Annotated in this window: 12 protein-coding genes and 3 pseudogenes; 8 read left to right on the top strand and 7 right to left on the bottom strand. The window is 51.5% G+C overall.

Going from position 1 to position 14,518, the window contains the following annotated elements:
- Positions 1–560: 560 nt before the first annotated feature.
- Both H6F67_RS16310 and dinB read right to left on the bottom strand, forming a co-directional pair.
- Positions 561–743: a hypothetical protein gene (locus tag H6F67_RS16310; RefSeq protein WP_190767679.1), complete on the bottom strand. Its 183-nt coding sequence runs from the start codon at positions 741–743 to the stop codon at positions 561–563.
- Positions 744–806: 63 nt separating this feature from the next.
- Positions 807–1,882 (bottom strand): annotated as a pseudogene (gene dinB, locus H6F67_RS16305) (DNA polymerase IV).
- A gap of 358 nt (positions 1,883–2,240) precedes the next feature.
- Between dinB and H6F67_RS16300 the strand changes: the two are divergent.
- Positions 2,241–2,891 (top strand): MerR family transcriptional regulator, encoded by a 651-nt coding sequence (locus H6F67_RS16300; RefSeq protein WP_190767678.1) that lies wholly within the window; start codon positions 2,241–2,243, stop codon positions 2,889–2,891.
- Positions 2,888–4,648, top strand: coding sequence for a macro domain-containing protein (locus tag H6F67_RS16295; protein ID WP_190767677.1), 1,761 nt, complete (start codon positions 2,888–2,890; stop codon positions 4,646–4,648). The genes H6F67_RS16300 and H6F67_RS16295 overlap by 4 nt, the downstream gene beginning before the upstream one ends.
- A gap of 459 nt (positions 4,649–5,107) precedes the next feature.
- Here the strand turns inward: H6F67_RS16295 and H6F67_RS16290 are convergent.
- Positions 5,108–6,052: pseudogene (locus tag H6F67_RS16290) on the bottom strand (IS256 family transposase); the annotation flags it as partial.
- Here H6F67_RS16290 and H6F67_RS16285 point away from each other — a divergent pair.
- Positions 5,963–6,673: a hypothetical protein gene (locus H6F67_RS16285; protein ID WP_242020670.1), complete on the top strand. Its 711-nt coding sequence runs from the start codon at positions 5,963–5,965 to the stop codon at positions 6,671–6,673. The pseudogene H6F67_RS16290 and the gene H6F67_RS16285 sit on opposite strands and share 90 nt — an antisense overlap.
- An 8-nt stretch (positions 6,674–6,681) precedes the next feature.
- On the opposite strand, the gene H6F67_RS16280 is transcribed toward H6F67_RS16285, so the two are convergent.
- Both H6F67_RS16280 and H6F67_RS16275 read right to left on the bottom strand, forming a co-directional pair.
- The gene (locus tag H6F67_RS16280) at positions 6,682–6,948 is read right to left on the bottom strand and encodes a hypothetical protein (RefSeq protein WP_190767674.1); all 267 of its coding nucleotides are present in this window, start codon (positions 6,946–6,948) and stop codon (positions 6,682–6,684) included.
- 199 nt (positions 6,949–7,147) lie between these two features.
- A complete protein-coding gene (locus H6F67_RS16275) occupies positions 7,148–7,372 on the bottom strand; it encodes a hypothetical protein (RefSeq protein ID WP_190767673.1) in 225 nt (74 codons plus the stop codon).
- Positions 7,373–7,719: 347 nt separating this feature from the next.
- Between H6F67_RS16275 and H6F67_RS27775 the strand changes: the two genes are divergently transcribed.
- The 3 genes from H6F67_RS27775 to H6F67_RS16265 are packed head-to-tail and all read left to right on the top strand — an operon-like array spanning position 7,720 to position 11,649.
- Complete coding sequence (locus H6F67_RS27775; protein WP_242020668.1) at positions 7,720–9,933, top strand: DEAD/DEAH box helicase; 2,214 nt, start codon at positions 7,720–7,722, stop codon at positions 9,931–9,933.
- Complete coding sequence (locus H6F67_RS27770) at positions 9,845–11,194, top strand: DUF3883 domain-containing protein (RefSeq protein ID WP_313926842.1); 1,350 nt, start codon at positions 9,845–9,847, stop codon at positions 11,192–11,194. The genes H6F67_RS27775 and H6F67_RS27770 overlap by 89 nt, the downstream gene beginning before the upstream one ends.
- 41 nt (positions 11,195–11,235) lie before the next feature.
- Positions 11,236–11,649 carry a Uma2 family endonuclease gene (locus H6F67_RS16265; protein ID WP_242020667.1) on the top strand — a complete coding sequence of 138 codons (414 nt, stop codon included), beginning with the start codon at positions 11,236–11,238 and terminating at the stop codon, positions 11,647–11,649.
- Positions 11,650–11,668: 19 nt separating this feature from the next.
- On the opposite strand, the gene H6F67_RS16260 is transcribed toward H6F67_RS16265, so the two are convergent.
- Positions 11,669–12,280 carry a Uma2 family endonuclease gene (locus H6F67_RS16260; protein WP_199304462.1) on the bottom strand — a complete coding sequence of 204 codons (612 nt, stop codon included), beginning with the start codon at positions 12,278–12,280 and terminating at the stop codon, positions 11,669–11,671.
- A gap of 275 nt (positions 12,281–12,555) precedes the next feature.
- Here H6F67_RS16260 and H6F67_RS28525 point away from each other — a divergent pair.
- Positions 12,556–13,065, top strand: a pseudogene (locus H6F67_RS28525) (DUF1156 domain-containing protein); the annotation flags it as partial.
- A 593-nt stretch (positions 13,066–13,658) separates the two neighbouring features.
- On the opposite strand, the gene H6F67_RS16250 reads toward H6F67_RS28525, so the two are convergent.
- Positions 13,659–13,988, bottom strand: a complete 330-nt coding sequence (locus H6F67_RS16250) for a hypothetical protein (RefSeq protein ID WP_190767672.1) — start codon at positions 13,986–13,988, stop codon at positions 13,659–13,661.
- A gap of 43 nt (positions 13,989–14,031) precedes the next feature.
- Here H6F67_RS16250 and H6F67_RS16245 point away from each other — a divergent pair, with 43 nt between their 5' ends.
- Positions 14,032–14,472, top strand: coding sequence for a Mu transposase C-terminal domain-containing protein (locus H6F67_RS16245; protein WP_190767671.1), 441 nt, complete (start codon positions 14,032–14,034; stop codon positions 14,470–14,472).
- The last annotated feature ends 46 nt before the right edge of the window (positions 14,473–14,518 follow it).

The raw sequence follows: 14,518 nt of genomic DNA, 5'->3' as shown, positions 1-14,518 counted from the left end.
ACTTTTGCCTTGAACTGGGCGGTGTACTTGCGTTGATTAGCGGCCATGATTGGATCTCCTTGCTGGATTCAGTGTACTTGCGGCTCACTGTCCAGTTTTGGGGATGCATTACACTCAACACTGCTTGGCAGTAATTGTTTTAGAGTTCTGTGGAGGAAGTAGGATGAACACCGAGTCAGCAATTGACTGGGATGAAATGTTTGAGTACTTACCAGGGACAACGGTAGAACTCAAAGCAATACCAGGAGTTTTGCATCAGATTGATTACTACGAAGCAATGTTGGTGCCTCCTATTTGGCTAGTGGGCGATCCTCGTCCACGCTATCCCCACGAATTGCGGATTGTGTCGCGCCGAGAAGTGCAAATCTGTGAGTTGCACTCTCAACAATCCTTAAGGTGTATCCCGTTGTCTAAATAGTTTTAATAACTTAAGGTGTCATTTCTCACTGCTTTAAATAGAGGATTGTAGGTTGAGGAAAATGAGACGTTGAAGCAGTCGATTCCAATTACTAAAAGTTTTCAGTCAGGAGTATGAGATCTAGTTTCTGAAGAATCAAAGATTAAATCTGCGAGTGCAGTCGATCGATTCCTTGTTCTTCAAAATACCAACCAACGATTGTATGTTGGTAAAAACCAGCGATCGCCGCTGTAGCGACAAGCAGTGCAGCGATCGCAGGAGCAGTCGTCCGGCGATCAAACGTTGGCAAATCCGCACGACCTACCCATCGCTTGCCTGGCTTCATTAGCATTCAACCGCCCATAGCCTCAGGTTTACAGCCCCTGGACTCCTGAGCGCAACGAGATTGTCAACATTCCAACTCAAGCTGGACATAGCTGGTGTTGCCCTCGTTTTTGAGGTTGGACAGCGCCAATCCCAACAACCGCACCTGCTTATGGCCGATCTCGGTGAGTTGGAGCAGTTCCTCGGCTAAGCCCATCATGGCCTCGATCGACTCGATCGGTGTCGCGGTTGTTTTGCTGCGAGTGATCAGGTGATAGTCGGCAACTTGACCTTGAACGTGAGCGTCCGTCCCCAGGTTTGCTGTTGGTCTACCCGCTGCATGAGTGTTTGGGCGAGCGCCTCCAACTCGGTCAGTATCCTGGCACGATCGCTCAAGTCGGGATCAAAGCTGTTCTCTGCGCCAATCGACTTGCGGAGGCGATGCGGCTGCACGGGGCGATCATCTTGCGCTCTGGCGATGCGGTAGTAAAAGCTGCCCACCTTGCCAAACTGCTTCACCAAATCGACCTCGTTCCACTGCTTGAGGTCGGCTCCTGTGTGAATACCCAGCTTGTGCATCTTCGCCGCTGTCACTTGCCCAACTCCGTAGAAGCGGGCGATCGGTAACTGCTCGATAAAGGTGGCGGCTTGATCGGGCGTGATCACGAATAAGCCATTGGGCTTATTCATCCCAGAGGCAATCTTGGCAAGGAACTTGTTGATCGACACGCCTACCGAGGCCGTCAGTTGCGTCTCCTCGAAGATGCGCTGTTTAATCTCCTGGGCAATCCAGGTGGCCGAAGGAAGACCGAGTTTATTTTCGGTGACATCTAAGTAGGCCTCATCGAGGGAAAGTGGCTCCACCAAGTCTGTATAGTCCAAGAAGATCGATCGAATCTGTTGGGAAATCGATCGATACACCTCAAAGCGCGGCGGCACGAAAATCAAGGATGGGCACTTCTGGTAAGCGGTGCGCGAGGGCATAGCTGAGTGGATGCCATACTGCCTTGACTCATAACTGGCCGCTGCCACTGCTCCCCGTTTCGAGGGCGAGCCGCCGACTACTAGTGGTTTGCCTCGGTAGCGTGGTTGGTCGCGCTGCTCGACCGAGGCATAGAAGGCATCCATATCGACGTGAATGATTTTCCTGACGACACTCATTGTGGTAGTCAGTTCCAGGACAGGAGCAAGGCGGATGTACCAAGGGTTGATCAGGCTGAATCAATGCCTAACAAAAACTCCAGCGGAAACTGGAGTTGGCGATGTGATGGGCGTTAATACAACTGCACTATAAAGCAAAACTGAATCGCAGGCAACTGGGTGTTCCGCACTCAGCCTTGTTTGGGGCAAACGCACCCTCTATCCGGGAATGTCTGCGTGTTCCCCATTAATCTAGCGGCAGCAAAACCGCGATCGAAACGCACAAGCTTCCCTAGATTGCGATCGTTCGCAAGACTGCTTTATATTTGCAACTTTGATTGTCATTGACATCAGTAATTGTTAAAGTTAGCCTGGGTGCATGAAGACATTGCAGCAGTTAGCCCAGCACAACCCCAACTGGTCGATCGACGAGTTCGTTCAAGTCACAAACGATCTGCTGCCGCAGTTTCTCCCAAATGAAAAAGTTCATACGCGCGTGCGAGAGGAGGTGACGGCGCGACTGATTCGGCACTACACCAGCCAGGGAATGCTCGATGAACCGCTCAAAACCGGGCGGGAAGCTCGCTACACCTATCGCCATTTGCTGCAAGGGCTGCTGGTGCGGCGACTGCTCACGGAAGGCTACGGGGCAACCGCGATCGACACCTTAGCCCGCTCCAAAACGAACTCAGAACTCGAAGCACTGCTGCAAGGCGGCGTCCAGCTTGTCGTCGCTCCAGCCAATCCTGCCCTGGCATTTTTGCAACAAATTCAAACGCAGCAAGCTCAGAAGCAGCCGGATGTCGGGCGATCGCCTGCCCCCAGCCTGCCCCCTCCCGCGCCTTCAGTTCCCCTGCCGTCGCCGCAGTCAACGCAGTGGGTGCGTCTGGAAATTCTTCCGGGCTTAGAACTGCACGTGCGAACCGACTTTGTTTTGCCCTCAACGACTCAAGAGCAGCAAAACTTACTTCAGCGGATGCTGCAACTGCTCATTTCCCTCACCGCCAAACGGAGGTCTGCTAAACCATGACCGTGCAAATCAACCTGATTCCTCTGCGGGCTGCGATTTGCGCCCATCAGCCTACTACGCTCGATGTGATTGTGCGCATTGTGCCGCCGCCTGCTCCTGCCACTGCGATCGCCCGTCCGAGCCTCAATCTCGGCTTTGTCATCGATCGCTCTGGCTCGATGAGCAGTCGCCACAAAATCGAGTACGCGAGAGAGGCGGTTTGCTATGCGATCGAGCAGCTTTTACCGAGCGATCGCTTCAGCGTCACCATTTTTGACGATCAGGTGCAGACCTTGATTCCCAGCACGCTTGCTCACCACAAAGCCAGCTTGACTCGGTTGGTCAAACAGATTCAGCCCGGAGGCAGTACAGCATTGCACGCAGGCTGGGTGCAGGGCGGCATTCAGGTCAGTCAGTTGCTCACGGCTGAACTCAACCGCGTCATTCTCCTCTCCGATGGTTTGGCGAATGTGGGACAAACCAATCCCGATGCGATCGCTACCGATGTACACGGCTTGGCGCAGCGTGGCGTCAGTATCTCCACACTGGGATTAGGCGATGACTACAACGAAGATTTGCTCGAAGCGATGGCCCGCAGCGGCGACGGCAACTACTACTACATCGCCGACGCCGAACAACTGTCCAGCATTTTTGAGCAGGAACTGCAAGGACTGATGGCGACGATCGGCCATCAGGTGTCGATCGCGCTAGAACCGATCGGGGAAGTCGTGGTTGCAGATGTTCTCAACGATCTCGATGTGGACACGCAAGGACGACTGAAGCTGCCCAATTTACGGTTTAGCAATCCGATCGATCTGGTGGTGCGCTTAAAGATTCCTGCCCTGCATACAGCCGCCGCGCTATGTCGCTTCTGCCTCGCTTGGACGGACACTGAACAGCAGCTTCAGCAGATGCAGGCTGTCCTTGAACTGCCCGTCGTTCCCGCCGACCAGCTTGACGCTTTTCCGCTCAACGCCGAAGTCGAGCAGCAGGTGATGCTGATGATGGCAGCCCGTGCCAAAAAAGAATCGGTGCGCCTGATGGATCAAGGCGACTATCAAGCGGCGAGCAGCGTTTTGCAAAAGACGCGAGAGCAGATTCTCAGTTGCCCCTCACCGATGTCGATTCCCGAAGCCGCCGCCCTCGAAGATCTCGTACAGCAGTTGGAAGATCAAAAGTTTGCTAGCTGTCGAAAGACAGCTTCAGCGCAGTCCTATCAGCGCTCCAGTCACCGCAGTAGCGGGCATTCCAGCTTGATTTATGCCTTCGATCGCGGCCCGCAACTCGGCGACATCAGCCAGCAGGACACCGCTGCGATCGTCAACTCAACCGATCGCGCCTTGTCCGATCGCGGTGCCATTTCTCGCGCCATTCATCGCGCAGCGGGTTCCCAACTGCGAGAGGCTTGTCGTCAAATCGGTCAATGCAGCGTCGGCGCAGCAGTCATGACACCGGGATTTAATCTCCAGGCGTACCGAGTGATTCATACGGTTTGTCCGACTTGGCAGGGAGGCAGCCAGGATGAGGAAGCGTTGCTCGCCGAGTGTTACCGCAACTGCTTAGCGTTGGCGGCACGGCAGGCGTTGCACTCGATCGCATTTCCGGCGATCGGCACAGGCGGACATGGCTTCCCAATCGAGCTTGCCGCCCGCATCGCGTTTGAAACGGTCAGCCAGTTCTTGCTGAGTCATACGGCGATCGGGACGGTGCGCTTTGTGTGCTTCGACCAGACGACGCTGCAACACTACCAAAGTGCATTTAGGCGGATTGCTGGCTGATACGCGGTGGATGATGTCGTGACTCTAAGATCAAGGTTCAAACATGAGCCAGTGAGTGACGCACGCCTGCAAGACCGGAAGCTGGCTGTGTCTATATCAATCCGACGATCCAGTGCAGAAGCTGCGAGTGCGGATGAGTCGTGAGTACGGGAGGAAGCGTTTGCTATCAAAGCATTCTCAACAAGTGAGCGCATTTTTATTGTGCTGAGAAACTCTGTAAACAGAGGAAATTGACCAGACCCGTAGAAGTGAGCCGTTCATCCTACCTGGAGAAATTGGGGTCAATTTGCTGCAAAAGCTGAGGGCGATCGTATTCATTCGTGAAGATGTAAGCCTCGACTAATTTAGGAGCATCGGAACCTTTCAACAAAATTCTTGCGTAACTTCCAGCATAACTACTTGCCTGCTGCTCGACAGTGCGACGTTTCTTTCGATTGCTGGCTATGTCAATTTTTTGTGTCAAAGGTGGAATCGGTCGGTGGGTAGTCGGCCCTCAAACTCGATCGCGAATCGATTGAGAGCAGGTTTCCAGTTTTTAATCGGCGTCGTCCATTTCTTGGCAATGTTGTGGATCGCCAGGTACACCACCTTGAGCGCCGAGTCATCAGTCGGAAAGACCCAATGGTTCTTCAACACTTTTCTGAGCGTCATATTGAGCGATTCAATCGCATTGGTTGTGTAGATGGCGCGCCGGATCTCATCGGGAAACGCGAAGAACGGGATAACGTGTTGCCAGTGGTTGAGCCAAGATTTGCTGATGCTCGGATACTGCTTGTCCCACTGCTCGGCAAAGGCCACCAGGTTTTGGTCAGCTTCGGCCTCGGTTGCGGCTGTGTAAATCGTTTTGAGGTCAGCGGCGATCGCCTTGCGATCTTTGTAGGAGACATACGAAAGCGAGTTTCTCACTAGATGCACAATGCACAACTGCACTTGGGTTTTGGGGAAGACCGCTTCAATTGCATCGGCAAAGCCCGTCAAGCCATCACAGCAGGCAATGAAGATGTCCTTGAGTCCTCGACTTTGCAGTTCGGTCAAGATCGAGAGCCAGAATTTAGCTGACTCGTTCTGGGTCATCCACAGGCCGAGCAACTCTTTGGTTCCGGCCAGATTCACACCCAAAGCGAGGTGGATGGCTTTGTTGATTACCCGACTATCCTGGCGGACTTTCACCACAATCGCGTCAAAGTAGACAATGGGGTAGACAGAGTCAAGACTTCGGTTTTGCCAGAGTTTGCGCTCTTCTTCCACTGCCTCTATGACTTTTGAAACGAGGGTGGGTGAAACCTCGACCCCATACAACTCCTGCAACTGCGCTTGAATATCTCGCGTACTCATGCCCCGCGCATACAAGGCCAAGATCTTGTCGTCGAAGCCCTCAAAGCGCGTCTGCCCCTTCTTGACAATGACTGCACTCAGCAGATCGAGTTCAATGCTGTAAAGGGGAAAATTCGCTCCTTCACAGGGATCAATCAGGAATTGGAAGTGCTCGCGGACAGCGTCGATCGAATGCTTCAAGAAGCCGTAAGGACTTTGGCAGCAAAATTGAAAGAACTAGATAGCTTTCAAGGGGAAAACTTATTGGAGGCGCGTTCTCAAATTTGTCTTCGAGAGCAGATTGAACTACTCGAAAAATTTCAGACAGATCTAGGGGATGGAAAAGTAGTAGCTCATTGGCTGAACCGGCAGCGATCGCAGTATTTTGCTCAAAATATAGGACAGCATGCCCTAAACTTACATCCACAAATCAGAGAGACTGCATCACCACGTAGCCTTGAGGCGTTCTATTTCTCCATCGAGCAGTTTCTAGAGCAGTTGAGCCACTGCTTAACCTGGGGAAGAACCAACAGCATCGATAATTCGACTACACCAATAGTCCTTGCTGACGAAATTTATGTCGCTGCATTTGAGCACCTGAAGAATATGATTCCTGCCCATTTACCAGATAGCGGGATCAAGCAACTGGAAGAATTTGTTGACTATCTAGTGCAAAGCTTGCCGAAACATCGACACCTTTCTATTGACTGATCCTAGTTTTATTGCCCAAACCTCATTTCCCATTCAACTTCTTGCTTGATTTTCAGCAGCTTGTCTGCTTGGTCTGCCAAATTCTCGTATCCTTGTAAGGCTTCAAGAGCCGCCTTCAATGAGCAACCCTGCTGCCTTAAACCTTTTACTGTCTGATTGAGGCTTGCTAACTGACTGTATTCCCCTAAAGCTGTCTCGATCGCCTGATCTACAAAGCACCCCTGTTGACTCGTCAAGTCTTTTACTCTTTGCTTGAACTGATCATAGGGAGTCATGAGCGTTATTGCGCTTATCTAATTGAGTTCATTCACCTATACAGAACATCAATCAGTAATCAGGAAAAATAGAAATTTTTGTAGAAAGTAAAATTTCTGCTTCTCTAGCAAAGGCATTTTGTAGATACCATTAGCTAGAGGAACAGAAATCTTGTTAGCTTGAGGGTATTCGCGGGCTGAAGCTTAGTTAGGGACGACTTTATCCGAAAAACCTTACTTGTTCGCGTGCTTGCTTTTCTTGCAGGCGTTGGTCAGCGCTGTCAGCTTGCTTCTCGTATTCCTGTCGAACCTTTTGCACCGTCGCATCAACTTCACAGTCGCTGTTTTGAAGCCTAGCTAAACCCGCTTCAAACCGATTCAAAGGAGCCATCTTTTTACTTCCTTGTTTGTCTAGATACCTTATCCGTGCAGACAGATATTCCATCCGTAAGAAATGGAAGGGATGCCCCTGGACTAAAAGCTAATAAAGATTATAAGTACAAATGTACTAAAAAGCTAGGATTTTATCGAATTGCAGCGATCTCAACTAGGTTCAATGGATGAATGCGAGATAGCGACCTGTACATGCTGCGATCGCTCCCCGCCTGACACCGCGCCCAATGAAGCAGGCATCAAGTGCGAGCAAGACTTTGTGAAAACCTGCTCATCTTGGGGAAGTGACCAACGGCGATCGAGAGCAGCAGGCAAGAATGGGAACAGCATTTTTCTAAAGGGTGCTGTTCTGCATTGCTTCGGGAACAATCTGCTTGACGTTCTGCCCCGTGTTTACCTATGATTCGGCTGGAGGAATTGAGTCGCGGTACGACGGTCAACGGAATTTTGCCCGATCGCGCCTTCACGATCGTTGATGTCACTTGGTCTCACGCTGACATTGTGACGCTAGTTTACAAAGATGCTGGCGGCAATCTTGGTGCGGAACTGGTGATGCGCGATCGAGAGCCGGAGCTTGAAGTTGTCGCGGCGGGAAGTCCCTGGAGCTTCGACGGTGATGGCGCACTGCTGCGGCTGGTCTCTGAGGCGCACCGCATTCGACTAGCCTACCTTTTTGATCCAGTGCTGGCTGTTCATACTTCGCTAGTCGAACCACTACCCCACCAGATTACGGCGGTGTATGGCGAGATGCTAGCACGTCAGCCATTGCGTTTCCTGCTAGCTGATGACCCTGGATCGGGAAAAACGATTATGGCTGGGTTATTGATGCGCGAACTGTTGATTCGAGGCGACCTGCATCGGTGTTTGGTGGTGTGTCCGGGCTGTCTGGCGGTGCAGTGGCAGGATGAACTGTTTCAGAAGTTTCATTTGCCGTTCGAGATTTTGACAATCGATCGCATCGAAGCTGCTCGCACAGGCAACGCTTTTAGCGAAATGCCGCTGATGATTGCTCGACTCGATCAGCTCAGTCGCAGCGACGAATTGCAGGCGAAGCTGGCGCAAACCGATTGGGATCTCATCGTTTGCGACGAGGCGCACAAGATGTCTGCCTCGTTCTTTGGTGGCGAAGTGCAGCCGACAAAGCGCTACCGACTCGGTAAGCAACTGTCCGAAATTACCCGTCACTTCTTGTTGATGACGGCCACGCCGCACAACGGCAAGGAAGAGGATTTTCAGCTATTTATGGCGCTGCTCGATGGCGATCGCTTTGAGGGCAAGTTTCGCGACGGTGTTCACACCAGCGATACCTCTGACCTGATGCGCCGTTTGGTCAAAGAAGACTTGCTCAAGTTTGACGGCAGACCGCTGTTCCCAGAGCGCAAAGCCTATACTGTCGGCTATCAGCTTTCAGAATTGGAAGATTTGCTCCACCAGCGGGTCACGGATTACGTTCGTACAGAATTTAACCGCGCTGATGCGCTGGAGAACAACGGGCGTAAAGGCACAGTGGGCTTTGCCCTGACCATTTTGCGAAGGCGGCTGGCGTCTTCTCCAGAAGCGATCTATCAGTCGATCCGGCGCAGGCGCGATCGGCTCCAGAAGCGGCTGCAAGAAGCCAAACGTGAGGCAACCGCAGAAATTTCCTTTGGACAGGCGATCGATCTTGAAGACTGGAACGATGATTTTGAAGATCTTGTGCCCGCAGAACGGGAAGCAACCGAATCCGAAGTTCTCGATCAGGCAACCGCAGCGCGTACCGTGACCGAACTGCAAGCCGAGATCGATCAGCTTGGCGATCTAGAGCAATTGGCACTGCGAGTTCGACGCAGCGGCAGAGATAAGAAGTGGGACGAACTCTCGAAGCTGCTGCAAAAAGTGGAACTGTTTGATGCTCAGGGGCAACGGCGCAAGCTGGTGATTTTCACCGAGCATCGAGACACGCTGAACTATCTGGCCGATCGCGTTCGCATTTTGCTGGGTCGATCGGAAGCAGTCGTGATGATTCACGGCGGACTGGGGCGGGAGGAGCGCAAAAAGGCGGAGCAGGCGTTTAAGCAAGATGTGGAAGTGCAGGTGCTGCTGGCAACCGATGCGGCAGGCGAAGGGATCAACCTGCAACGGGCACACCTGATGGTAAATTACGATTTGCCTTGGAATCCGAATCGGCTAGAGCAGCGGTTTGGCCGCATTCACCGGATTGGACAGACTGAGGTTTGTCATCTGTGGAATCTGGTGGCCGAAGCAACCCGCGAAGGCGAGGTATATCTGACACTGCTCAAAAAGCTGGATTTAGAGCAGCAAGCCCTCGGCGGCAAAGTGTTTGACGTGCTGGGCAAAGCGATCGCCGGAGCCGAACTGCGCGATCTGTTGATTCAGGCGATTCGATATGGCGATCGCTTGGATGTACGCGATCGACTTAATCAGGTGGTGCGCGATCGGCTTGATCCGCAGCGACTGCGAGATTTGCTTGCAACATTTTGTCGCCTCGTTTTTCCTGGAAGCGTTCGCACAACTGGGTGGCACGGTGAAGCTGCGAGAGCCGAAGCGCTACGAAATTACCCATGTTCCGGCTGTGATTCGCAACCACGCGACGGCAATCGATCGCCGTCGTGAGCCGATTTCGCGCAGCTACGAGCGCATCTGCTTTGACAAAGCGCGAGTCAATCTGCGGGGAAAAGTGCCTGCTGCCTTTATCTGTCCAGGGCATCCGCTGCTGGAAGCTGTGATCGAACTGACGCTCGATCGCCATCGGGATTTGCTCAAGCAGGGCGCGATTCTGGTCGATGACAATGATCCGAGTGAGCAGGTGCGATCGCTCGTCTACCTAGAGCATTCGATTCAAGATGCCAGCACGGACAGCAGCGGCAAGCGGCGGATTGTGTCCAGACGGATGCAGTATGTCGAGATCGATGCGGATGGAAATGCCCAAAATGCAGGCGATGCACCGTATCTCAACTATCGATCGCCCTTCGATACAGAAAGGCTGCTGGTCGATTCGCTGGTCGCGCAAGATTGGCTTCAGCGCGATTTAGAGGCGGAAGCGACGAGCTATGCGATCGCTCACTTGGTTCCCGACCATCTGCAAGAGGCGCGGCAGCGCAAAGAAGCGTTGATCGCTAAAACCTTGAAAGCCGTCAATGAACGCTTAGCCAAAGAAATTCTCTACTGGGACACGCGAGCCGAAGCGCTCAAGCAGCAGGAAGCAGCGGGTAAGGTGAACGCCAAGCTCAATTCGGCCAAAGCCAGAGCCAGAGCCGATGAACTGGAGGCGCGGCTGCAAAAACGCAAGACGGAATTAGAGCAGGAGCGGCGATTGTCTCCGCTGCCGCCTGTGGTCGTGGGTGGAGCGCTGGTGGTGTCGATCGGACTGCTGCAACGACTGCAAGGCAAGCGGCAATCTGTGCCAAGTCTGTTTGCGAAAGAAACGAAGCGCGTTGAGATGCTGGCGATGCAGGCGGTGATATCGGCGGAGCGATCGATCGGGCATGAGCCGCGAGATGTGAGTGGGCAAAAGTGCGGCTATGACATCGAATCGCGCATCCCACAAACGGCTGAGCATCCGAGCAGGCTGCGGTTTATTGAGGTGAAAGGCCGAATTGCAGGAGCAGAAACGGTGACAGTGACGAAAAACGAAATTCTTACGGCTTTGAATCAGCCCGAAAGTTTTATTTTGGCATTGGTGCAGGTTCCGCAGTCTGAGGAGTTTGCGGAGGGCGATGCGTTTAAGGTGTCGGCGGCGAAGGGTCGGTATGCGGGAGAGCGGGCGATCGTGCGCTATGTGCAGCAGCCCTTTCAAAAGGAACCGGATTTTGGGGTCACCAGCGTCAATTACAACTGGCAAGATCTTTGGCAGAGAGGCAGTGAGCCGCAGTAGGCTAAGTTTAGGTCTGAATGGCTAGGAGCGTGGTCATAGAGTTGGACACTGAATTTCGTAGTTTAGGCTCAACCACGTTTAAGCAGCCAAAGGCAAAAGGATTAGAGCCGGATCAGTGTTTCTACATTCAAAATGAAGCGGTGATTCGAGGCAAGAGAAAGCTTGACTTAACCGTTGATCCTCCTCCAGATTTGGCGATCGAAATCGACATCACTTCGCGCACTCATCCCAGCATCTATGAATCGCTAAAGGTTCCCGAACTTTGGCGCTTCGATCAAGGCAAGTTAAAGATCAATGTGTTGCAGAACGGCAGCTACGTCGAAGTAGCGAAAAGCCTAGCCTTTCCGAATCTAGCGTTGAACGATGTGATTCCAAAATTTCTAGAGGAGAGGCAAAACAGTTGGCAGGAACGCAGTGATGAAGGCGTTCCGTCAGTGGGTACGCGAACAGATTGAGAAAGAGTCTGTGTAGCTTCTAACACGCTGCTGAGAAGACTTGATTTGCAGTGAGTTGTAGTTGTGGAAAAACGGAGGAAATTAGTCGATCGCTCCTCTGAAATTTGCGCTTTTGATATTCATCGTCAACTAGCATACAAATCGTAATCGTTGGCTGCTTTGGTTTTCCGATATATTCTCGACCACCAATTCCCAAGTAATCCACAATCCAATACTCTGGGATGCCTAAGATCGCATAATCTTCGGCTTTTCGAGCATAGTCATTTTGCCAATTGGTGCTGACCACTTCAACGACAAGCTTGATTGAACTTCCGAATGTGATGACTGGCTCTTGCTGCCATAGCGGTTCATTTGCAAGCTGGGTTTGATCTAGCACCAGCAGATCGGGGCGGAATGCCGTTTCTGTACCCAGTAGCTTGATTAGGCAGCGATGCGGGATGAAGTAGGGGACATCTTGATGATCGATCTCGACATTCAACTTTCGCCCAATAAAAGCCGCGACTTGCTCATGTACTCCCGTCGGCTCCATCTCGATCAGTTCCCCATCAATGAGTTCGTAGCGATCGATGTCGCCATAGCGCAGGATGAATTCGTCGGCAGTTAGAGACTGGGAGATTGACTGGAGAATCATGTTTCTTCTGGAGTTGATGCTCTTACAGGTCAATCCGTTTAGTTTAACCTCGATCGATGAAGCGAGAATGAAATCTCTTTTGATTGAGATTTAAAGGATTGTGAATTTTGCACTTAAACCGCTACACATAGTGCCTAACATGCCCACACAAACACTATATGAATTGCCGCGAATTGATGTCATAAAAAACTCTAGTAAAGTCTACCAAAGTATAAGTTTTTACAGCTTGAATAAGGGAACGATTTCAAAAGCAAAACCCAATTATTCAAGTTCCAATGCCCGATCGCAAGAAGCTAATCGAAGTTGCTCTGCCCTTAGAAGCAATTAATAAAGAATTTTCAAGAGAAAAATCAATTCGTCACGGTCATCCTTCGACTTTGCATTTATGGTGGGCAAGAAGACCGCTTGCAAGTTGTCGTGCTGTCCTATTTGCTTCATTGGTTGATGATCCCTCAGCGCGCCCTGATGAGTTTCCAACTGAGGAATTGCAGGAGCAGGAAAGGCAGCGATTGCTAGAGCTAATTGAGAAGTTAGTGAAGTGAGAAAACATTAATAATGCAGAAATTTTAGCGGAAGCTCAAGCTGAAATTCTTAAATCTACGAACGGCAATTCTCCTCTTTTAGACCCTTTCTGCGGTGGCGGCTCGATTCCGCTAGAAGTGCAGCGATTGGGATTAGAGGCTCACGCTAGCGATATTAATCCGGTGGCGGTGCTGATTACAAAAGCGCTGATCGAGATTCCGCCAAAGTTTGCGAATTTGCCGCCTGTGAACCCGGAGGCGAGGGGGAAATTTTTGGATTTGGAGATTTCAAATTCAGAGATTTTAGATTCGGAGATTTTAGATTCAGTAAGCGACGATCGCAATCTAAAATCTTCCAATCCAAAATCCCCAATCTAAAATTGTACGCTCGTCCGATAAATGTCGCTGTTCGCACGATCATGTCGCTCATAACAGAATGGCTGAAGTTGTTGCTGAGTAAACCTTTTAGGCATTGCAGCACTCAAAATAGCCTTAAGATTTGGTCGCACGATTGATGTCGCTGTCGCCGGGTTCGCACGATCTGTGTCGCTAACACCTTAATATAGCTTAACAATTTATTCGCACGATCTATGTCGCTGTTTCCGCCAGTTAGCAGTACACTTGTGCTGAACATCCTTGCGACTGACGTGAGGCGATCGTCCCATGAGTACTCCTTCTGCTTTTCTCGATTTGACCGAAACGCTTGATACCCTCGATGACTGTGTTGGAGTCATGGATGACGAGGAAGGTAACCCATATCGACCCTGGTTGACCATCGTTGTCGATACCTTCTCCAGCAGTCTTTTGGTTACTTCCTAGGCGCAAAACAGCCGGGCACCAACGAGGTTGCGTTAGCCCTACGCCATGCAGCGATGCCCAAGCAATGTCCAAAAGAGTATCTGACTGACGAGCTGCTTGAGATTCTTGCAGCGGAGAACATTCCCACCACCTGGGGCGCTTATGGTCTTCCCCTTGAATGGTTCTTCACCGATAGCGGCAGAGACTTGGCAAAGTCCAAGCACATGAAGCAGATTGGTCGCCAGTTTGACTTTGAGTGTGAGACTCGGAGAAGTCCCAAAGAAGGCGGCATTGTCGAGCGGTGGTTCAAGACAATTGAGGATATACTCAGGCACTTTGGCGGCTTCATTGAACAACCCAAAGTCAAGGAGTTCATCGAGAAAGCTCAAAAGGGTGCGCGTCTCAAACGCAGAGACTTAAGAAGAGTACTAGATGGCTTCTTCTGGACCTATAATCATGAGCCGTATCCCCGAGACAAGTGCTACACTCGCTACGAACGCTGGCTGCAAGGGTGGGTTGGGCGGCATACTACCGGAAGTTCTAGACGAAGAAGAACTCGATGTCTGCTTGATGAAGGAAATTCATCGCGTCGTTCAGGAACACGGTTCTGTGGACTTTATGGGGCAAACCTACCGGGGAGAGTGCCTGAAGGACCGGAAATTCTTGAGCCAGACCATCACCTTGAGAATTGACTATGACCATGCCTTGCGCCTGCGCGCCTACACCGATGAGGATGAAACCTATAGTCGCACGGGACAATTCCTGGGCTTCGTTGATGCGCTCAATCTCAACTATCAGGACTTGAGCTTAGAGGATGTTAAGGAAGTAGCAGTAGACACCCGTAACAAGAAAGCTCCCTGGAGTTTAGGCTGAAGTTTATCGAATGCTTAACAGCCCTCCAGGAAGCGATGACTTTAGC

The sequence above is a fragment of the Microcoleus sp. FACHB-1515 genome (assembly GCF_014696105.1).
In the GTDB taxonomy this organism is placed as follows: domain Bacteria; phylum Cyanobacteriota; class Cyanobacteriia; order Elainellales; family Elainellaceae; genus JAAUTJ01.
Note: the sequence above shows the minus strand (reverse complement) of the source record. Positions and strands in the feature narration are given on the sequence as shown.